Below are 18,733 nucleotides of genomic sequence, written 5' to 3'. Positions count from 1 at the left end.
CACGGCACCGTCCGTGTCGGCGAGAATCGGGGCCGGGCCGGACAGGTGCGGCGAAAGGTGGAACCAGGTGCACGTACAGGTACAGGGGCAGGACGAGGAGCCGCGGCGTGGCCGACCCCGCAGCGTGGCTGCCGAACGGGCCATCCTGGACGCGGTCGTCGCACTGCTGGAAGGCGGCGAGCCCCTGGCCGGCCTGTCCATCGAGCGCATCGCCCGGACCGCGGGGGTCGGCAAGGCCACCATCTACCGGCGCTGGTGCGGCAAGGAAGAGCTCTTCGTCGACGTACTGCGCGACATCGAACCCGAGGAACCGGTCGTCTCCGGCACCGCAGGGCTCGCCGATCTGCGCCTGATGCTGGAGTCGCTGCGCAGGCGCGGCCTCGCCCAGCGCTCGTCGGTCTTCCTCCACAACGTCTTCGCGCAGATGAAGAGTCACCCCAAGCTCTGGGCCGAGTACCACTCCACCGTGATCGAACCCCGCCGCCGTGCGATGCGGGCGGCCGTGCAGCGGGCGGTCGACGCGGGGGAGCTCCGGGCGGACCTGGACGTGGAACTGATGGACGACCTGTTCGTCGGCCCCATGCTCGTACGGACCATTCACAGGACCGATGCGGAACTGCCCGAGGACCTGGCCGACCGCATCATCCAGACCCTGGTCGAGGGCCTGGCCCCACGCCCGGCCGCCCCTGCGCCCCCCGTTCCTGCCGCCCAGGCGACCGGCAAAGGCGCAGGTCGCAGCTGACGCGCCCGGGCCCGGGCGCATGTGAGCGTTCTGTCACAAGGTCACGCAGAGCCCTCACGGCCGGAACCTGCCGGACCGCGCCCCACGTCCTCGTGGCAGTACGGCCGTCGTCGACGGCAGGAAATGCATGGCTCATCCCCTAGGGTCGGGGACGCGGCGATGTGCACGGCAAGGCAGTGAGGACAGCGCGATGGTTCAGGCGTACAGGGCGGACACCGAGAACGGCAGCGCGGGACCGCAGCGCACCGGATCGCGGTTCCGGGACCTGCGCGACAGATGGACCGGCGGCAAGGGCATGTGGCGGCGCGGCATCGTGCTCGCCGTCTGCGCCGTGCTGGTCACCTTCGTGATGATCTTCCACGCGGAGATCCCGAACACCATCGGCAACCTCGGCAGCCTCTCCGAGACCTTCCTGCCGTGGTTCGGCCTATTCGTGCCGCTGTGTCTCGTCCTGGGCCTGGTGCGCCGCTCGGCGACCGCACTGATCGCCCTGCTGCTGCCGGCCGTCGTCTGGCTCAACGTCTTCGGCGGACTGCTCACCGACAAGTCCGGCAGCGGCGGCGACCTCACCGTCGCCACCCACAACGTCAACGCGGACAACCCCGACCCCGCGGGCACCGCCCGGCAGGTCGCGGCTTCGGGCGCGGACGTCATCGCTCTGCAGGAGCTGCCGGCCGACCGGGTCCCGGCGTACGAGTCGGCGCTCGCCGCACGCTATCCGTACCACGCGGTCGAGGGGACCGTCGGTATGTGGAGCAAGTACCCGATGGGCAACACCCGGCCCGTGGACATCAGGATGGGCTGGATCCGGGCGATGCGTTCCACGGTGTCGACGCCGAACGGCGAGGTCGCGGTCTACGTGGCCCACATGCCGTCCGTACGGGTCAAACTGAACGCCGGATTCACCGCGAACCAGCGCGATGCGAGCGCGGACGCGCTCGGCGAGGCCATCGCCGACGAACGCCTCGACCGGGTGATCCTGCTGGGCGACCTCAACGGCACGATGAACGACCGTTCGCTGAACGCGGTCACGTCCCAGATGCGATCCACCCAGGGCGCGGCCGGAGACGGCTTCGGCTTCAGCTGGCCGGCGTCGTTCCCGATGGCCCGGATCGACCAGATCATGGTCAGGGGCGTCGAACCGATGTCGTCGTGGACGCTCCCGGCGACGGACAGCGACCATCTCCCGATCGCCGCCCGCGTCGAACTCTGACGAAACGGTCCGTTCACCTCATGGCGCAGAGCGTCTGAGAGTATTTGTTCCAATCGGGAACAAGGACCGGCCGGCGAGGGAGCCGGCGGACCGGGATCCCCTGCGGAAAGGTCTCCCCCTCATGCCCTTGGCTCTCCTCGCGCTGGCCATCAGTGCCTTCGGCATCGGGACCACCGAGTTCGTGATGATGGGCCTGCTGCCCAACGTCGCGGACGATCTGGGTACGTCCGTCCCCACCGCCGGCTATCTCGTATCGGCGTACGCGCTCGGCGTCGTCCTCGGCGCCCCGCTGCTCACCGCGGTCGGCTCCCGGATTCCGCGCAAGCGGATGCTCCTGCTGCTGATGGCCCTGTTCACGCTCGGCAACTTCGCCTCCGCGTTCGCCCCCGGCTTCGGCTGGCTGGTCGCCGGCCGCTTCCTGGCCGGACTGCCGCACGGCGCCTTCTTCGGCGTCGGCGCCGTCGTCGCCGCACGGCTGGTCGACGAGGGGCGGCAGGCGAGGGGCGTGGCGACGATGTTCCTCGGCCTCACCGTCGCCAACATCGTCGGCGTACCGGCGGCCACCCTGCTCGGACAGCACCTCGGCTGGCGCGCGACCTTCCTGGTCGTCGCCGTGATCGGCCTGGGCTCGATGACCGCGCTCGCCCGGCTCGTCCCGCACATACCGGTCGACGCGCACCAGGGCCTCGGCCGCGAAGTGCGGGCCCTCGGCAACCGGCAGGTACTGCTCGGCCTGCTGACCGCCGTCCTCGGGTTCGCCGGGGTCTTCGCCGTCTACTCGTACCTGTCGGCCATGACGACCGAGGTGATGGGCTTCGGCGAATCCTCGGTGACGCTGGTGCTGGCGCTGTTCGGTATCGGCATGACGCTCGGCGCACTCGCCGCCGGACCACTGACGGACCGCGCCCTGCGGCCCACGCTGTACGGCTCGCTGACCGCCCTGGTGGCGGTCCTGGTGGTCTTCCCGTTCGCGGTACAGGTGAAGTGGGCGGCGCTGGTGATGGTCGTCCTGCTCGGCGGGGTCGGGTTCATGACCACGACACCGCTGCAGATGCTCGTCATGAAAAAGGCGAAGGACGCCCCGACGCTGGCCTCCGCCTCCAACCACTCGGCCTTCAACCTCGCCAACGCCGGCGGAGCCTGGCTGGGCGGCGCGGCGATCGCCGCGGGCTGGGGCTGGACGTCTCCGGCCCTGGTGGGCGCGGCCCTGACCGTGGCGGGCCTGGCCGTGGCGGCGACGGCGGGAGCACTGGACCACGGGGTGCGGGGCGCGTCGCGCGTGGTGACGGGCGCGCGGGACGGGAGCCACGCGGACGTGTGCTGAGCGGCGTCGCGCGCCCTGGGGCGCGCGACCGTGAGCACCGGACGGGCTTGAACCTGCCCCCTGGCGGCCCTGGAGACACGTCGCCCTCGGGCATGGACTCGGGAGGTTCGGCCCGATCGAGCGATACGGAACGGCTGCCGGGGTGGGCCGGGTCCTCCCGGACCCGGCCCACCCTCACGGCTCACCCGGACTCGCGCCACCGGTTCGTGATCGGCAGCCGGCGGTCCTTGCCGAACCCCTTCGCGGAGATCTTCGTGCCCGGCGGGTACTGCCGCCGCTTGTACTCAGCCGTGTCGACCATCCGCAGCGTCTTCGTCACCAGCGCCTCGTCGAACCCGGCCGCCACGATCGTGTCCAGCCCCAGGTCCCGGTCGACATACATCTCCAGGATCCGGTCCAGAACCTCGTAGTCGGGCAGCGAGTCCGTGTCGACCTGGTCCGGCCGCAGCTCGGCGCTGGGCGGCTTGGTGATCGAGGCCTCCGGGATCGGCGGCGTCTGACCGCGTTCCTCCGCGGCCCGGTTGCGCCACTTCGCCAGCCGGAAGATCGACGTCTTGTAGACGTCCTTGATCGGTCCGTACGCGCCGACGGAGTCGCCGTACAGCGTCGAGTAGCCGACCGCCAGCTCCGACTTGTTGCCCGGCGCGAGCACGATCTGGCCCTCCTGGTTGGAGACGGCCATCAGCATCGTGCCGCGCAGCCGCGACTGCAGGTTCTCCTCGGCGAGACCGGTGAGCCCCAGCGACTCCATGTACGCGTCGAACATCGGCTCGATCGGTACGGTGCGGAAGTTCAGCCCGGTACGCCGCGCCAGCTCCGCCGCGTCCCCCTTGGAGTGGTCCGAGGAGTACTTCGACGGCATCGAGATGCCGTACACGTTCTGCGCCCCCAGCGCATCGCACGCGATGGCCGCGACGAGCGCCGAGTCGATCCCGCCGGAGAGCCCGATCAGCACACTGCTGAAACCATTCTTCGCGGCGTACGCGCGCAACCCCACGACCAGTGCCGAGTACAGCTCCTCGTCGTCGTCGAGCCGCTCCGCATAGCCGCCGGCCAGCTCCGCCTCGTACGCCGGGACGGGCTTGTCGGAGAGGACCACATGGTCGATCCGCAGACCGTCGTTGACCACCCCGGACGGCGCCTCGGGTGCGGCGGCCGGCAGATCGAGGTCGAGGACCACGCTGCCCTCGGCGAACTGCGGGGCCCGGGCGATCACCTCGCCGTCCTTGTCGACGACGATCGAGTCGCCGTCGAAGACGAGCTCGTCCTGGCCGCCGATCATCGCCAGATAGGCGGTGGTGCAGCCGGCCTCCTGGGCCCGCTTGCGGACCAGAGCCAGCCGGGTGTCGTCCTTGTCCCGCTCGTACGGCGAGGCGTTGATCGACAGCAGCAGCCCGGCCCCGGCGGCCCGGGCGGCCGGCACGCGGCCGCCGTCCTGCCAGAGGTCCTCGCAGATCGCGAGGGCGACATCGACCCCATGGACCCGCACGACCGGCATCGAGTCGCCCGGCACGAAGTACCGGAACTCGTCGAAGACGCCGTAGTTGGGCAGGTGGTGCTTGGCGAAGGTCAGCGCGACCTGCCCGCGGTGCAGCACCGCGGCGGCGTTCTGCGGCGACCCGGCGGGCTGGCCGTAGCGGGGCTGGGCCTTCTCGGAACGGTCGAGGTAACCGACGACGACCGGCAGCTCCCCGAAGCCCTCCGCGTCGAGACGGACGGCCAGCGCACGCAGCGCGTCCCGCGACGCCTCGACGAAGGACGACCGCAGGGCCAGGTCCTCGACGGGATAACCGGTCAGGACCATCTCGGGGAACGCCACCAGGTGGGCGCCCTGTTCGGCGGAGTGCCGGGTCCAGTGGACGATCGCCTCGGCGTTGCCGGCGAGGTCACCGACGGTCGAGTCGATCTGATTCAGAGCGAGGCGTAGTTGAGGCACGCGGCACAGTGTAATCGTCTTTCTGACGCGATGTCCTGGCGGGCCGCCGGTGCGCTGCCGCGGCGTGCACACCCCCTGCCGCGGCCCGCCAGGACCCGGTCAGCGGCGGTAGCCGATGACCGTCATCATGTTCACGTTCGAGTGGTAGACGTTGTGGCAGTGGAGCATCCACAGCCCCGGGTTGTCCGCGTCGAACTCCACGGCCACCGAGCTGTTGGGCAGGACGACCGCGGTGTCCTTGCGCGCCCCGGGAGCCCGGTCCAGCACCGAACGCGGTCCCGCGCCGCCGGCGAGCGCGAACGTGTGCCCGTGCAGGTGGATCGGGTGCCACATCTCCGTGATGTTGTAGAACTCCAGCCGCACCCGCTCGCCCGCCTCGACCGGATGGCGATGAGCGGGGTCGTACATCGTGTGGTCGAAGGCCCAGTCGAACAACCTCATGCCGCCGGTCAGCTTGATCCGGATCGTCCGGTCGGGCGCGCGGGCGGCCAGCGCCACGGCCTTGTCCGCCTTCAGCTCGGAGGCCGACACCAGCTGCCCGTCCAGCTCCTTCGGCCGTACGGAGGCCGCCGGTGCCGCGCCACCGCCGGTGCGGAGCAGGGCCAGCGCCGACATGTTCCTCCCCTCCGCGAGTGCGGTCAGCGGGAACACCCCGTTCCCCGCGGTGACCAGCACGTCGTACCGCTCACCCATGCCCAGCAGCAGTGAGTCCGTCGTGGTGTGCTCGACCGGGAAGCCGTCCGCGTGCGTGATGGTCATCCGGTGGCCGCCGAGCGCGACGCGGAAGGGGGTGTCGCCGCCCGCGTTGACGATGCGCAACCGGATCCGGTCGCCGGGCTTCGCCGTGAACGTGGTCGGGGCCGTCGGGATGCGGCCGTTGATCAGGTAGTACGGGTAGGCGACGTCGCTCGCGGCCCCGCCGAGCAGCCTGCTCTGGGCGTCCATCAGCACCCGCGAGGGACCGGACCCGGACTTGTTGTCGGACCCGTGATCCATGTCCTCCGTGTCGTGGTCCATGGCGCCCATGCCCTTGGTGAGCTCGTTGAGCACCCCGTCCGGCGTGGAACCCTCCACCCCGTCGAGCCAGTCGTCGAGGAGGACGACCCACTCCTTGTCGTACGACAGCGGCTCCTTCGGGTCCTCGATGATCAGTGGCGCATACAGGCCACGGTCCTGCTGGACACCCAGGTGCGGGTGGAACCAGTACGTCCCCGACTGCTTCACCGCGAAGCGGTACGCGAACTCCGCGCCCGGTTTGATGCCCGGCTGGGTCAGGCCGGGAACGCCGTCCATGTTGTTCCGCACATGCAGGCCGTGCCAGTGCAGGGTGGTCGGCTGCGGCAGGTGGTTGGCGAGCGTGACCGCCAGGGTGTCGCCCGCGGTGATCCGGACCTCCTTGCCGGGCAGCCGGTCCCCGTACGCCCAGGAGGGCACGGTGAGACCGCCGCCCAGATCGAGGCGGGCCGGGGTGGCGGTGAGGCGGACCTTCCGTTCGGGACCCGAGCCCCGCTTGGCCTCGACCGCCGCGACCTCCTCGCCGTCGGGCGAGACGTACTCTCCGTGACTCTTCGCCGGGGACGACGGCTTCCGGGTCACGCCGTCGCGGGCCGTACCGTTGTGGGCCGTGTCGTCATGGTTCATCGCGCCTTGGTTCCCGGCGGACCCGGCCTCGTCCGTCCTGCTGGAGCAGGCGGTCAGAACTCCCGTTCCGGCCAAGGCGATTCCGGCGCCGAGCACGGCGCGTCGAGTGTGCTGAGTGCGCATGACTGGCTACACCTCATGGTGTCGTCGGTGTGCTGAGGGAGGGATGCGGAGCGAGCCGCTCCCTATATCCGCAGCACCGACGACCTGGCGAGCACAGTCCTTCCGGACAGGTGAGAGGGCCACAGGGCCCGCGACAGCGGTGCGCAGGCCGCTTGCCGGAGACGATCCGTCGGCCGGAGTGCCATCAGACAGGCGGCGAGGACGGCACCCCAGGTCCCCAGCACGGCGAGGCAGGCCGCCATGGAGTCCATGCCGCCGCCCATCGCCGCAGGCAGGACGGAGGCGAGCTCGGATGCGGCCTCCATCGGGACCGCCGACAGCTCCGTCGCCCCGGGCGCCTCGGGCCCCGCACTCGTCACGCGCGCCGCATCGGGCCCGTGCGCCGTCACGCGAGCACCATCGGGCGCAGGGACCATGCGTGTTCCGCCGGCCGCATCCGCCCCATGGGCCGACTGGCCCACCGTCACCACGGCGTCATGGCTGTGGTGTTCCGCCGGATGCCCCACGGTGTGCATGGTGGAGATTCCGAACAGCAGCGCGGCGAACAGCATCAGCTGTCCGTATGTCGCACTGCTCTTCGGGCCCATGCGCAGCACACTACCCCCGCCGGGTATACCCCGCACGGCGGCGGCCCGGCACCCGTCGTCCCGGGCCGCCGGTCGGTCAGCTGGTGGCGTAGACCTTCTCGACCCAGAGCGCGATCTGGTCCTCGGAGAGGTGCTGTGCCAGATCCGCCTCGCTGATCATCCCGATCAGCTTCTTGTTCTCGATCACCGGGAGCCGACGGATTCGATGGCTCTGCATTTCCTCCAGAACCTGGTCCAGCCCTGCGCCGGCGTCGATCCAGCGGGGTGTGCCCTGGGCGAGATCACCCGCGGTCACCCTCGACGGATCGTGGCCCAACGCCACGCAGCCGAGCACGATGTCGCGGTCCGTGAGGATGCCGATCATCCGGTCCTGTTCGCCGCTGGCCGAGATGGGCAGGGCGCCGACGTTGTGTTCGCGCATCAGCTGGGCGGCCCGGTCGAGCGTTTCGTGCGCCGGGATCCACTGGGCCCCGGTGTGCATGATGTCCTTGGCGGTGGTCATGGGGATTCCTCCTGGTGCCTATGGGCATGCCGTGACAACCCCTAGAGAATCCATCGTCATGGGGCCGTTCGGGTTACGCGACCGCAATCACCCATTCGGGTGCATCCCCCGGTGTTACGTGTGCCGGGGGACACCGGTGACTACCTGGGCCCGGCCCCGCGTGTCGCCAGCATCTGCGCCATCGCGTCCAGCTCAGACTGCTGGGCGTCGACCATGCCCTGGGCCAGCCGCCGCTCCACGTCCACCGTGCAGAGCTGGGCGCAGCCGCGCGCCATGGCGACACCGCCCTTGTGGTGGTCGGTCATCAGCTGGAGGTAGAGGATCTCCGCCTGCTTGCCGTCGGCCTTCCTCAGCCGGTCGAGCTCGGTCCGGGTGGCCATGCCGGGCATCAGGGCCCCGTCATGCGCGGTGAAGCCGCCGCCCGGCCCTGCCGTCGTGTCATCCATGCCGGCCATGTCGTCCATACCGGCCATGTCGTCCATGCCGGCCATGTCGTGACCGCCGTGGGCCGTCATCCACGCCATCGGCTCCTGGCCGGGGACCACCTTCGGCAGCTCCCACAGGTCCAGCCAGCCGAGCAGCATGCCCCGCTGGTTGGCCTGCGTATTGGCGATGTCGTACGCGAAACGCCGTACCTCCTCGTTCTGCGTGCGGTCACGCACGAGGAAGGACATCTCCACGGCCTGCTGATGGTGGACCGCCATGTCACGCGCGAACCCGGCGTCGGCCGAATCCGCGGTGGGCGACCGGACCACCGCCGGCGCTGCTCCGGACTGCTTCCCGTCCGCCGTGTCGTCCCGGGCCGCGGCGACCGTCGCCGCCCCCGCGAAGAGCAGCGCGAGCGCGACGATGGAACCCGCTGCCCACTGGGTGCGGCGCACAGCGGTCACTGGGCCCCCTGCCCGCCCGTGCACGAGGCACCCGGTTCGGGCGTCTGCGCGCCCTGCACGAACTTGGCGAAGAACTGGTCCACCCGCCGGTCGTCCGCGCTGTCCACAGTGACCTGGTTGCCCCAGGCGCTCAGCGTGATGGTGCCGGTCTGGTCCTGGTACGGGCTCATCAGCGAGTACGGCGTCCTGCCGACGCGCTCCGCGAGCTTGGCCACATCGGCGTCCGAGGCCTTGTCCGTGTACGTCACCCAGACCGACCCGTGCTCCAGCGAGTGCACGGCGCTCATGTCGGGGATCGCCTTTTTGTACACCTCGCCGTCGCAGTTCATCCAGACGGGGTTGTGGTCACCGCCGACCGGGGGCTTCATCGGGTACGTCACGGTCGTGGTGACGTGGTTGCGGGTCAGCTTCTTCGCGTCCCACGTCTTCAGCCCCTTGATCGGCTCGGCGGCCAGCTTCTCCTTGTCCGCAGCGGCCGCCTTCGCATCCTGTGCCGCGGCGGTCTCCTTCTTCTCCGCGGCCTCGGACTTCTCCAGCAGCATGTAGGTACCGAACCCGACCAGACCTGCGACGACGGCGACGCTCAGGCCTATGGCCAGGACGACGTTGCGGCGGTCCCGGGCACGATCGGCCTTGCGCATCTGCTCTATGCGGGTCCTGCGGTCGAGGCTCATGTCGTCGGGTCCTTCTGCGAAGAGGCGGAAAGGGGCAGGAACACGTCAGTAAACCGGCACACACCGGGCAGTCGCGAGGCCGCTCGGCCCGATGGGCACCATGGGCGCAGATCGTAGTGGGTGGCCGAGTGCTCCATGTCACGTCGAGTGCGTAATCTGGGTGAAATCCCGGGTCGTGATACTGGTGTCTGTCCCCTCCCCCGGGCGGTGGTGCACAGACCGTCTGAACTGCAAGGATGTGGCTATGGACAAGCAGCAGGAATTCGTCCTCAGGACACTCGAGGAGCGCGACATCCGCTTCGTGCGCCTGTGGTTCACCGATGTGCTCGGCTTCCTCAAGTCGGTTGCCGTGGCCCCCGCCGAGCTGGAGCAGGCGTTTGACGAAGGCATCGGCTTCGACGGCTCGGCCATCGAGGGCTTCGCCCGGGTGTACGAGTCCGACATGATCGCGAAGCCGGACCCGAGCACCTTCCAGATCCTGCCCTGGCGCGCGGAGGCCCCCGGCACCGCGCGCATGTTCTGCGACATCCTGATGCCCGACGGCTCGCCGTCCTTCGCCGACCCGCGCTATGTCCTCAAGCGCATCCTCGCCAAGACCTCCGACCTGGGTTTCACCTTCTACACCCACCCGGAGATCGAGTTCTTCCTGCTGAAGGACAAGCCGGTCGACGGCAGCCGCCCCACCCCCGCCGACAGCTCCGGCTACTTCGACCACACCCCGCAGAACGTCGGTATGGACTTCCGCCGCCAGGCGATCACCATGCTCGAATCCATGGGCATCTCGGTCGAGTTCAGCCACCACGAGGGCGCCCCCGGCCAGCAGGAGATCGACCTGCGGTACGCCGACGCGCTCTCCACCGCCGACAACATCATGACCTTCCGTCTCGTCATGAAGCAGGTCGCGCTGGAGCAGGGTGTGCAGGCGACGTTCATGCCGAAGCCGTTCTCGAACTACCCCGGCTCCGGCATGCACACCCACCTCTCGCTCTTCGAGGGCGACCGCAACGCGTTCTACGAGTCGGGTGCCGAGTACCAGCTCTCCAAGGTCGGCCGCTCCTTCATCGCGGGCCTGCTCAAGCACGCCGCGGAGATCTCCGCCGTGACGAACCAGTGGGTCAACTCGTACAAGCGCATCTGGGGCGGCTCCGCCCGCGCCGCGGGCGCCGGCGGCGAGGCCCCTTCGTACATCTGCTGGGGCCACAACAACCGCTCCGCCCTGATCCGCGTCCCGATGTACAAGCCCGGCAAGACCGGCTCGGCCCGCGTCGAGGTCCGCTCCATCGACTCCGGCGCCAACCCCTACCTCACGTACGCGGTCCTGCTCGCCGCGGGCCTCAAGGGCATCGAGGAGGGGTACGAACTCCCGGCCGGCGCCGACGACGACGTCTGGGCGCTGTCCGACGCCGAGCGCCGCGCGATGGGCATCGAGCCGCTGCCGCAGAACCTCGGCGAGGCGATCGCGCTGATGGAGAAGAGCGAACTGGTCGCCGAGACGCTCGGCGAGCATGTCTTCGACTTCTTCCTGCGCAACAAGAAGCAGGAGTGGGAGGAGTACCGCAGCGAGGTCACGGCCTTCGAGCTGAAGGCTCTGCTGCCGGTGCTGTAGGACCAGGTCAGAGCTGTCTCTGCAGTCTTCTGCGAGAGGGCCCACGGTCGACGAACGTGGGCCCTCTCGGCCGTGCGGCTACGGCTGGGCCGTCTGTGGGCCGTCGGACGCTGAACCGCCGCGGCGGAACACGGAATCCACTGCCTTGCGGCTGCGGCCCTCGCTGCTCGGCAGCAGATGCGTATACACCCGGAGCGTGAATCCGGGATCTGTGTGCCCCAGGTACGTGCTCAGCGCCTTGATGTTCTCGCCGGCGTCCAAGAGCACCGACGCGTAGAAGTGCCTCAGGGCGTGCATACCGTGCTCACGGGCAGATTGGTGACGTTCGCCCTGCCTGGGCTTAGGGATGACTCCAGCCGCCACGAGTGCGGGCTTCCAGAAGTGCGTGTTGAAGTCCGTACGGCGCAGAGCGCCACGGCCGTCGGGCCGGACGAACAGGAGGTGCTTCGTGACCGGGCGGCCGTCAGGGCGCTGCCACGGCAACGTCACCGCTACGGGAGGGTGAGCAGCCATGTGCTCCTTAAGGGTGCGCGCGACAGAGTCGGCGAGAGGCACGTCCCGTTCCTTTTCGCGCTTCGGAGGAGCGAACACGAGCTTTCCGCCGGACACCTTCACTTGGTAGGCGACGTGCAGCCAGCCAGCGTCGAACCTGATCTCATCGGCTGGAAGACCGAAGATCTCGCCCTGTCGCAGACCGCAGCCGGCCCCTAGGTCGACGATGGCACGGTGCTGCGATGGGAGAGCGGCGCGCACGGCGAACGTGCGCTGGGCAGTCCACGGCACTACACGGCGATTGCTCGGGCCGGGGGCGCGGACCGTGCTGGACTTGCACGGGTTCCGGTGCAGGTGGTCGTCCTCCACGGCCGCGGCGAAGATCCCAGAGACGCTCGCAAAGATCACGCGCCGGTAGCTGGACGCGGGAATCGCCCGCTCCAGCGCCGCGAGCCAATCGCGGATGTGTTCCGGCTTGAACGTGCCGAGAGGACGAGACCCCAGGTAAGGGATGGCGTGGCGCCGGATCTGGACACCGACCGGTTCCCTCGTCGTGGGGTCCGTTGTCTGCGACTGAAGCCACTTCTCCGCATACTGACGGAAAGTGATTCGCCCGGCCTTGGGGTCGATATAGCGGCCGCCGTCCATGTCGGCCTTGGTCTTCGTCAGCCACTGCTCAGCCTTGCGCTTCTGCCCATCGGGGAAACTCTGCGACTTTTCGGTGCCATCGGGGCCGATGTAGCGGGCCCGATAGCGGAGACCGGTGCCGTGGCGGTCGGACTTCGTACGGATCGTCTTGCCGTCGGCATCGTTCTCGGTCTTGAACCAGCGGTCTTGGATGTGGCCGGCCATGTGGTGTCTGTGTCTCCTCATGCAGAGGGAGGGCCACCGAAGTGGCCCTCCCGGGGAACAGCGATAGCGGGTCTAAGCCGCGTCAACCTCGGCGCGCTGCTGCTGTACGACGAAGGCCTGAACGTCTGCGGGGTCGTAGCGCAGGTGCTTGCCGATGCGGAAGCCGGCCGGTCCGGTCCGCTTCTTGCGCCACTGGTAGACGGTCTCGAGGGGGACCCCGAAGATCTCGGCGATGTCGCCGGGAGTGAGGTATCGATCGGGCAAGCCGCCGCGAAGGGTGGCGCGGGGGTCGGGTTGAGCGGAACGGGCTCGGCTCATGGGGTGTCCTCAGAAGTTGAGTCACGTTGGCTTCGGGGGCCTCGGACTCTGTGTGTGTCCGAGGTTCGGATTTCTGCGTCACCGCGTCATCAGCGTCACCTAAGGTCCTGACCTGCTGCTTTGGGTGACGTGGCGGATCGGGGCTGCGTCACCGGTGCGTCATCACCTGCGTCACCGGGTGACGCAGGTGACGCAGGATGACGCAGAGTCAGTCGCCTGCGTCATCGCTGTTGTCGCAGGTCATCGGCCATTTTCTGGCCTGGGTGACGCAGATGACGCAGCGTCTCCCCTCTTAGGAAAAAGAAGGGGCTGCCTGTAGTACTTCGGTGCGCCTCACAGCGTGAAGAAGGAGCCGCTGCGCGGCGCGACCTTGGGGCGGCGTTCCGCCGAACAGCAAGAGGAGCACGTGCTCTTCTTGCTGTTCGCGTGAGCGTGCGGAGCACGGGTCAGAACGCCCGCGATTGGTCGTGTGGGGGCAGGGTGTCCGTGCGGGTCATTTCGAGGTAGCGGCCCGCCTTGGTGCGGCCCGAGTCGATGAGGACGCCCCGGGCGGCGAGCGTCGGTTGGAGGCGCTTGAGCCGGTCGGAGAGGACCTTGCCGGTGGTGGGCCAGCCCTTTGGCAGGGGGCGCAGTTCGTCGCCGCTGTAGAGGCGGCTGAGGCAGGACAGCCACTCGGTGGACGTCATCTGCTGCGCGGCGCCCGGCTCGATGGTGTCGGCGTGCCGGAGGACGGTCTGCGCGAGGAGATCACCCTCGATCACGTCGTCGTTCAGGTCGTCCAGACTCGCCCGGTATGCGGGCAGCGCCCCGAGGCCGGTTGCCACATCGAGCTGCGCGCACAGGTGCGCGAAGTCCGCCATCCGCAGATCGGTAGGAGTCTCTGCCTCGGCCGCACGGACCTTGACCGTGAGGTCCAGAAGCGAGCCCAGCACGACCGGCAGAACCTCCGCGTACTCCGCCCACAGCTCCGCCTCGGTACGCCGGACGCGGGGCCGCTCCAACCGCAGCGGCAGGAGGCGTTCGGCGAGGTCGGGCCGGATGACGCCCACGTCGATGCCGGTGAGGAGCAGGGGGCGGCGGTAGCCGACGCGGAACACGTCCCCGTCGGTGAACAGGGCGCGTTTGACGCTCTCGGCTCCGGTCACGATGCAGCACATGGCGTCGGACAGGTCCGGCGTCATGTGGGAGAGGTTGTCCAGGGCGGTGACCCATCCGGCCGCAACCGCCGCGATCAGGTTCTCCTCATCCTTCGGCGCTCGGCGCAGGTCACCGCTCATGCCCTCGACAATCCGCACGAGCATCCGCCCACCCGTGGACTTCCCCGCTCCCTGCGGCCCCGTGAGGAACGGCGCCGGGACCGGCACGGACGGCCCCAGGCAGCCGATCAGCCAGGCGATGGCCAGGCACTCGGTCTCGGCGTTGGCGAAGTTGCACAGCCGCATCAACAGGTCGATTCCCTTGCCGTCGGTGTCCTTGGCCGGCAGGGGCAGTTCCCCGGTGAGCTGGGTCCGCCGCCAGCACACCTCACGAGGGTCGGGGGTGAGGATGTCCCAGCCGGTGGGGTGGATGCGGACGGACTGCCCGTCATCGCGTCCCAGGTCCAGCCACGTCGCCCCGTCGAATCCAGGGGCGACGCGGATATGGACCGGCTGGACGTCCTCGGTGAGTGCGAGCGCTTCAATCAAGTCCAACGCCTCCTTGAGCGCGGACCCGTTGAACACGCCGCGCCCGTCCTTGAACAGGCCGACCATGAGTTCCTGGCGGTGGCTGCCCGTCGTGCCCTGGGAGCGGATCGGACGGGCCACGGGGTGCCCCTTCTTCTGCGCGTACACGGTCCCGTCGGCAGTGCGGAAGTACCGGAAGTGCTCTTGCGCGTAGTCCGCGATGACCTCGCGGGCGGGAGTCTTGTCGTCCTCAGCCATGGCTCAGTCCCAACTTCGTCAGGGCGTTGGTCCACGCGTCGGTGCAGTGCCGGGCCGATTCGCCCTTGGCCTGCGCGGCCGTGAACAGCCGCGCAATGTGGGCCTCGGTGAGGCAGCCGCACCGACCGTGCGTGGACAGCACGGCGAGGAACGCCCGATAGACGGTGGCGTGCACCGCGCAAGAGGCTTCGGTGATGTGCTGCTCCGCCATGGCAATGCCACGGTCCAGATACGTGGGTGTGCGGTGCGGGCACGCCCCGCCCCCGACCAGTGCGGGCACCGTGACGGCCACGGGTCGGGCCGGGGCCGACTCCCTCACGGTCAGCGCGCGCACGACGTCCGGGAGTGCCGTCATGGCGCCGGTGCCGGGCCCGAGCCACCGCGCGTAGGCCATGGTGGACTTGATGTCGACACCGGGCCGTACGGCGTTGGTGGACTGCATGGCGCCCTGGTAGAGCCAGTGCTCGCCCCGGGTGGTGCGCACGGTCCGTGTGGCGGGCAGGCTCGCTCGGGCCCACGTGATGGCGGCGGGGTTGTCGAGGTCGACGACGGTGAGGTCGGCGCCCCCGGGGTGGTAGGCCACCGCCGCCGCTTCGCGCCACGCCCGTTCCCACGTCGGCGAGTTGATGACGTGGGGGTCGGTGGTGGCGGCGGCCCAGCCGTGGCACGGGTGCGGGCAGGTGCAGGGGCCGGGGGTCTTCATGTTCGGCCGGCCGCCGCACGCGTTTTTGGCGCAGCGGCGGCAGTTGCCGAACGGCACCTTCCCAGCTCGTAACGGCAGCACCGGCACGCCGGAGGCTGCCAGGGAGCGAGCGGTATGCAGGCGCTCTCCCCGAATGTCAGTCGGTTGGGTCATGCTGGATGTCTCCAGGTCTGTGAGAGGCACTGGCAGACGAGGGCGGCCCCAGATCATTGGCGTGAGACAGGGGCTGCCCTCGGTCAGTTGTGGAAGCGGTTGGAGCGAGGGTTCTGGTCGCACCAGTCCTCGGCGCACACCTTGTGGACCGGTTCGCGGTCATGGGAGCGCATCGGGGTGGGTTTGCCGCAGAGCACGCACGGCAGGTTCCGGGCGGCGTCGAAGTGGCGGGCGTCCCGCCAGTCCAGGAGCGGCACGACTGCACCCTGGGTTAGTGGTGGTTGATGGTGCCGTGGGCCTTGCCGAACATCCCGCTCGCGGTGATGTTCTGCGTGATGTGCGTCGTGCCGGTGCCGGTCGCGGCGCGTCCGAGGCGAAGAAGGACAGGAACACCGATGGCCGCGGCGGCGATGAGGGCAACGGCAGACCAGAGAGCTTGACTCATGGCGATCAGTCCCGGGGCTGCGTAGGAGAGTCCGATCCCGGCGGCGGCGATGCCTCCGCCGATCGTCGGCGTCAGCAGGGCGGTGGTCTTGGCCCATGTCGGGATCGGCTGCACGACCGGCACCGGCGGTGCGGCCGGGGCGGGCGGTTGGGTGTAGGCGAGGGTGCGTATGCCGCCGGGCAGGGTGACCACCTGGACGCCGGGCGGGATCTCCGAGGGCAGCATCACCAGACCCGCGGTCTCCATGAGATAGGTCGTGGTGCCGTCGGAGCGGCGGCCTGTGGAGGTGATCTCGTACGCGGTGTCATGCACGACGGGGCTCCTTCAGCAGCGGGGGCGGCACCCCGTGATGTGAAGGGGCACCGCCCGCGCTGACTTGTCGTGTCGCTTGTCGTCTGGCTTGTCGTGTGCCTTGTCGCTTGTCGCTTGTCGCTTGTCGCCTTGCAGGTCACAAGCCGTTTTCGGTCCGCACAGAGGGCCCAGGGCCCTTCTCGTGCCGGTGGCGACAAGCGACAGGCGCTCAGCCCTCGGACGGGTAGTCGGGGGCGTGGTGGCAGTGGACGTAGCGGGCTTTGGTGCCGGTGCCGACGCGGACGGCGGTGCCGTCCTCGGTCCACGTCTTGAGCCAGCCGACGACGGTTTGCCGCGTGGTGCCGTGTTCGTCGGCGAGCGCCCGGGCGATGGCTGAGGCGCCGGTTCCGTCCGGTCCGGCGGCGAGCAGTAGGGAGAGGGCGGCCTGCCGTGCTGCGTTGTCCTCGTTCTGGAGCGCGGACAGGTTCAGCCCGCCCGACGTCGGCTGCTCGGTGGTCGTTCCGGGCTCGGCGAAGGTCGCGAACTCGGCGTCGATCTGCTCGCGGAACTTCCGGGCGAGCGCTTCCTCAGCGGACTCCCGATCGCCCCGGAGCGCGGACAGGTTCAGCCCGCCGGTGCTCCCGGCCGTCTGCGCCGGGGCGTCGGTGGCCGGGGTGTGGGTGGTGTCCCGCATCCATGCCGTGCGTTCCGGATCCCACCGCGAGGCGTAGGCGTCGCCCGCGGCCTTGCGGGAGACGTCATCGAGCTGCGGGTGCATGTCGGAGGTGGCGATCACGATGTCGCGGATCTGGTTGGGCAGGATCCGCCAGTTCTTGAACAGGGCCGCCGCAGACTCCGGTGTCCCCATGAACCCAGCACCCTTATACGGAGCCTGATCCACGCGCAGCCCGCGAGAACCAGGGAAGACCTTGCTCAGGTCCATCCCCTCGACCTCGCCCCCGGTGAGGCAGACCCGGGCTTTGGCCTCGCGGCGGATCATCAGGTTGCCGAGGACGGAGCCGGTGGCGCCCAATGCAGTGAGCACGGTCCGCGCACCCATGGCCCGCAGCATCCGGATCACTTCGAGGATCTTCTTCGCGAGTTCCTTCATGCGCCGGTCGGTGCTGGTCAGGATCTCCGCACCCTCGTCGACGACCAGCATGATCTGCGGAATCTTCGCGCTGATCGGCAACTGATCAGTGTTCCGCTCCGCCATCAAATCCTGATAGGCGACCTTCCGGCGAAGCCCGACCGCCAAGGCCGCGTCGAGCATCAGCACTGCTTCCTCATAGGTCGAGGCGAGCCAGTCGATACCCGGCCGGACCCCGTCGACCGGCGCCCCGTTGGCGTCCAGCGCCGGGCGGACCCAAGGCAGGCCGGCCGATCCGGCGTTCAGGTCGATCACCCAGGTCAACACATCGGTGGTGCGGGCGAACCCGGCGAGGATGACGTGCACCATGTTCGTCTTCCCCGACCCGGTCGGGCCCACGACCAGCGCGCACTGCTCGCGCAGGAACACGCAGATCTCCTCCGCGTTGGTGCGGTAGCCCCACGGGATACCGGTGTAGATCGACAACGGGGTGTAGTCGGACGGGTAGGTGCGCTCCTCGGACAGGACGTTGACCGTGGTCACGTCGATCAGGACCCGACCCTGGTGAATGCCCTGCGAGGCAACCGCGGTGCAGCCGTGCGGCAGACGGGCATCGGCGGACAGCGCGGCGGAGTGCTGAGCGATCCGGTCGTAGGTGGTGCCACCCGGGGGGAGTTCGGCGTCGATGGTGAAGCCGGTGCCGGTGGGCCAGATTTCCACCGCGAGGATCCGCAGGGTGATGTTGCAGACCCGCTGTACCCGGTCCACCCACTCCGCGGCGATCGCCCGGCGTTCGGCGGACAGTTCGCGGGCTACCTGTCGCTCAGCCTGCGCAATGGCCTCCAACTCCCGGGCCTCCTCATACAGGAGGGTGGAGCGGGCGGCCGCGCCCATGCCGACGCCGATGGTGGCGAGCGATCCGAGGGCGGCCCAGGTCAGGGGCCCGGTGGTCATGGCCCAGGTGGTCCACCCGGCGCCGATGAGCCAGGAGGCGGACCTCATGGCGATGGTGCGGCCGGAGAGGCGTTCGCGCAGGCTGGAGATGGTGTGGCCGAGGGCGCCGGCGGCGCCGACGGCGAGGGCCCAGCCGGGGGGCATGCCGGTGGCTGCTCCGGTGGTGGCGACGGCGAGGCATCCGGTGGTGGCGGACATGGCGCCGGTCACGGGTCCGTGACCGGCAGCCCAGTCCCACACCGGCCCGGTGCTGGCCTGTGTGTTGGTGGCCATGA

The 18,733-nt window shown here is 69.5% G+C and carries 17 protein-coding genes; 4 read left to right on the top strand and 13 right to left on the bottom strand.

The genetic code is table 11. The annotated features are described in order from the left end of the window. Positions 1–67: 67 nt before the first annotated feature. The 3 genes from LRD69_RS08210 to LRD69_RS08200 all read left to right on the top strand — a co-directional run bounded on the left by LRD69_RS08210 (position 68) and on the right by LRD69_RS08200 (position 3,279). Complete coding sequence (locus LRD69_RS08210) at positions 68–742, top strand: TetR/AcrR family transcriptional regulator (RefSeq protein WP_277325898.1); 675 nt, start codon at positions 68–70, stop codon at positions 740–742. Between the two features lie 190 nt (positions 743–932). After that, positions 933–1,955: an endonuclease/exonuclease/phosphatase family protein gene (locus LRD69_RS08205; RefSeq protein ID WP_277325897.1), complete on the top strand. Its 1,023-nt coding sequence runs from the start codon at positions 933–935 to the stop codon at positions 1,953–1,955. Positions 1,956–2,076: 121 nt separating this feature from the next. Then, entirely contained in the window at positions 2,077–3,279 is a 1,203-nt protein-coding gene (locus LRD69_RS08200) for an MFS transporter (RefSeq protein ID WP_277325896.1), read from the top strand. A gap of 181 nt (positions 3,280–3,460) precedes the next feature. On the opposite strand, the gene LRD69_RS08195 is transcribed toward LRD69_RS08200, so the two are convergent. The 6 genes from LRD69_RS08195 to LRD69_RS08170 form a co-directional block, all read right to left on the bottom strand. Beyond that, on the bottom strand, positions 3,461–5,215 hold the full coding sequence (locus LRD69_RS08195; RefSeq protein WP_277325895.1) for an NAD+ synthase: 1,755 nt from the start codon (positions 5,213–5,215) through the stop codon (positions 3,461–3,463). Between the two features lie 99 nt (positions 5,216–5,314). Further along, complete coding sequence (locus LRD69_RS08190; protein WP_277325894.1) at positions 5,315–6,979, bottom strand: multicopper oxidase family protein; 1,665 nt, start codon at positions 6,977–6,979, stop codon at positions 5,315–5,317. A 62-nt stretch (positions 6,980–7,041) separates the two neighbouring features. Next, entirely contained in the window at positions 7,042–7,566 is a 525-nt protein-coding gene (locus LRD69_RS08185; RefSeq protein ID WP_277325893.1) for a hypothetical protein, read from the bottom strand. Positions 7,567–7,642: 76 nt separating this feature from the next. Beyond that, entirely contained in the window at positions 7,643–8,068 is a 426-nt protein-coding gene (locus LRD69_RS08180; protein ID WP_277325892.1) for a CBS domain-containing protein, read from the bottom strand. A gap of 140 nt (positions 8,069–8,208) precedes the next feature. Then, the gene (locus LRD69_RS08175; RefSeq protein ID WP_277325891.1) at positions 8,209–8,958 is read right to left on the bottom strand and encodes a DUF305 domain-containing protein; all 750 of its coding nucleotides are present in this window, start codon (positions 8,956–8,958) and stop codon (positions 8,209–8,211) included. Beyond that, positions 8,955–9,632 (bottom strand): DUF3105 domain-containing protein, encoded by a 678-nt coding sequence (locus LRD69_RS08170; protein ID WP_277325890.1) that lies wholly within the window; start codon positions 9,630–9,632, stop codon positions 8,955–8,957. Before LRD69_RS08170 ends, LRD69_RS08175 begins: the two co-directional genes overlap by 4 nt. 244 nt (positions 9,633–9,876) lie before the next feature. Between LRD69_RS08170 and glnA the strand changes: the two genes are divergently transcribed. After that, on the top strand, positions 9,877–11,238 hold the full coding sequence (glnA, locus tag LRD69_RS08165; RefSeq protein WP_277325889.1) for a type I glutamate--ammonia ligase: 1,362 nt from the start codon (positions 9,877–9,879) through the stop codon (positions 11,236–11,238). 78 nt (positions 11,239–11,316) lie between these two features. On the opposite strand, the gene LRD69_RS08160 is transcribed toward glnA, so the two are convergent. From LRD69_RS08160 to LRD69_RS08130, 7 genes are all read right to left on the bottom strand, one after another. Next, complete coding sequence (locus tag LRD69_RS08160) at positions 11,317–12,582, bottom strand: site-specific integrase (RefSeq protein WP_277325888.1); 1,266 nt, start codon at positions 12,580–12,582, stop codon at positions 11,317–11,319. Between the two features lie 72 nt (positions 12,583–12,654). Continuing rightward, a complete protein-coding gene (locus LRD69_RS08155) occupies positions 12,655–12,900 on the bottom strand; it encodes a helix-turn-helix domain-containing protein (RefSeq protein ID WP_277325887.1) in 246 nt (81 codons plus the stop codon). A 446-nt stretch (positions 12,901–13,346) separates the two neighbouring features. Continuing rightward, positions 13,347–14,822: an ATP-binding protein gene (locus LRD69_RS08150; RefSeq protein ID WP_277325886.1), complete on the bottom strand. Its 1,476-nt coding sequence runs from the start codon at positions 14,820–14,822 to the stop codon at positions 13,347–13,349. Further along, complete coding sequence (locus LRD69_RS08145) at positions 14,815–15,678, bottom strand: bifunctional DNA primase/polymerase (RefSeq protein ID WP_277325885.1); 864 nt, start codon at positions 15,676–15,678, stop codon at positions 14,815–14,817. Before LRD69_RS08145 ends, LRD69_RS08150 begins: the two co-directional genes overlap by 8 nt. Before the next feature lie 83 nt (positions 15,679–15,761). After that, entirely contained in the window at positions 15,762–15,935 is a 174-nt protein-coding gene (locus tag LRD69_RS08140) for a hypothetical protein (RefSeq protein ID WP_277325884.1), read from the bottom strand. A 14-nt stretch (positions 15,936–15,949) separates the two neighbouring features. After that, positions 15,950–16,369, bottom strand: coding sequence for a hypothetical protein (locus tag LRD69_RS08135; RefSeq protein ID WP_277329664.1), 420 nt, complete (start codon positions 16,367–16,369; stop codon positions 15,950–15,952). 274 nt (positions 16,370–16,643) lie between these two features. Beyond that, positions 16,644–18,731 carry a hypothetical protein gene (locus LRD69_RS08130; protein WP_277325883.1) on the bottom strand — a complete coding sequence of 696 codons (2,088 nt, stop codon included), beginning with the start codon at positions 18,729–18,731 and terminating at the stop codon, positions 16,644–16,646. Positions 18,732–18,733 lie beyond the last annotated feature (2 nt).

Source organism: Streptomyces sp. JH14, from assembly GCF_029428675.1.
GTDB lineage: Bacteria > Actinomycetota > Actinomycetes > Streptomycetales > Streptomycetaceae > Streptomyces.
This window is presented reverse-complemented; position numbering and strand designations above follow the sequence as displayed.

Coding starts and splice junctions, on each gene's coding strand:
- LRD69_RS08205 (WP_277325897.1), top strand. CDS start 933: ATGGTTCAGGCGTACAGGGCGGACACCGAGAACGGCAGCGCGGGACCG.
- LRD69_RS08200 (WP_277325896.1), top strand. CDS start 2,077: ATGCCCTTGGCTCTCCTCGCGCTGGCCATCAGTGCCTTCGGCATCGGG.
- LRD69_RS08190 (WP_277325894.1), bottom strand. CDS start 6,979: ATGCGCACTCAGCACACTCGACGCGCCGTGCTCGGCGCCGGAATCGCC.
- LRD69_RS08185 (WP_277325893.1), bottom strand. CDS start 7,566: ATGGGCCCGAAGAGCAGTGCGACATACGGACAGCTGATGCTGTTCGCC.
- LRD69_RS08180 (WP_277325892.1), bottom strand. CDS start 8,068: ATGACCACCGCCAAGGACATCATGCACACCGGGGCCCAGTGGATCCCG.
- LRD69_RS08170 (WP_277325890.1), bottom strand. CDS start 9,632: ATGAGCCTCGACCGCAGGACCCGCATAGAGCAGATGCGCAAGGCCGAT.
- glnA (WP_277325889.1), top strand. CDS start 9,877: ATGGACAAGCAGCAGGAATTCGTCCTCAGGACACTCGAGGAGCGCGAC.
- LRD69_RS08160 (WP_277325888.1), bottom strand. CDS start 12,582: ATGGCCGGCCACATCCAAGACCGCTGGTTCAAGACCGAGAACGATGCC.
- LRD69_RS08155 (WP_277325887.1), bottom strand. CDS start 12,900: ATGAGCCGAGCCCGTTCCGCTCAACCCGACCCCCGCGCCACCCTTCGC.
- LRD69_RS08150 (WP_277325886.1), bottom strand. CDS start 14,822: ATGGCTGAGGACGACAAGACTCCCGCCCGCGAGGTCATCGCGGACTAC.
- LRD69_RS08145 (WP_277325885.1), bottom strand. CDS start 15,678: ATGACCCAACCGACTGACATTCGGGGAGAGCGCCTGCATACCGCTCGC.
- LRD69_RS08135 (WP_277329664.1), bottom strand. CDS start 16,369: ATGGAGACCGCGGGTCTGGTGATGCTGCCCTCGGAGATCCCGCCCGGC.
- LRD69_RS08130 (WP_277325883.1), bottom strand. CDS start 18,731: ATGGCCACCAACACACAGGCCAGCACCGGGCCGGTGTGGGACTGGGCT.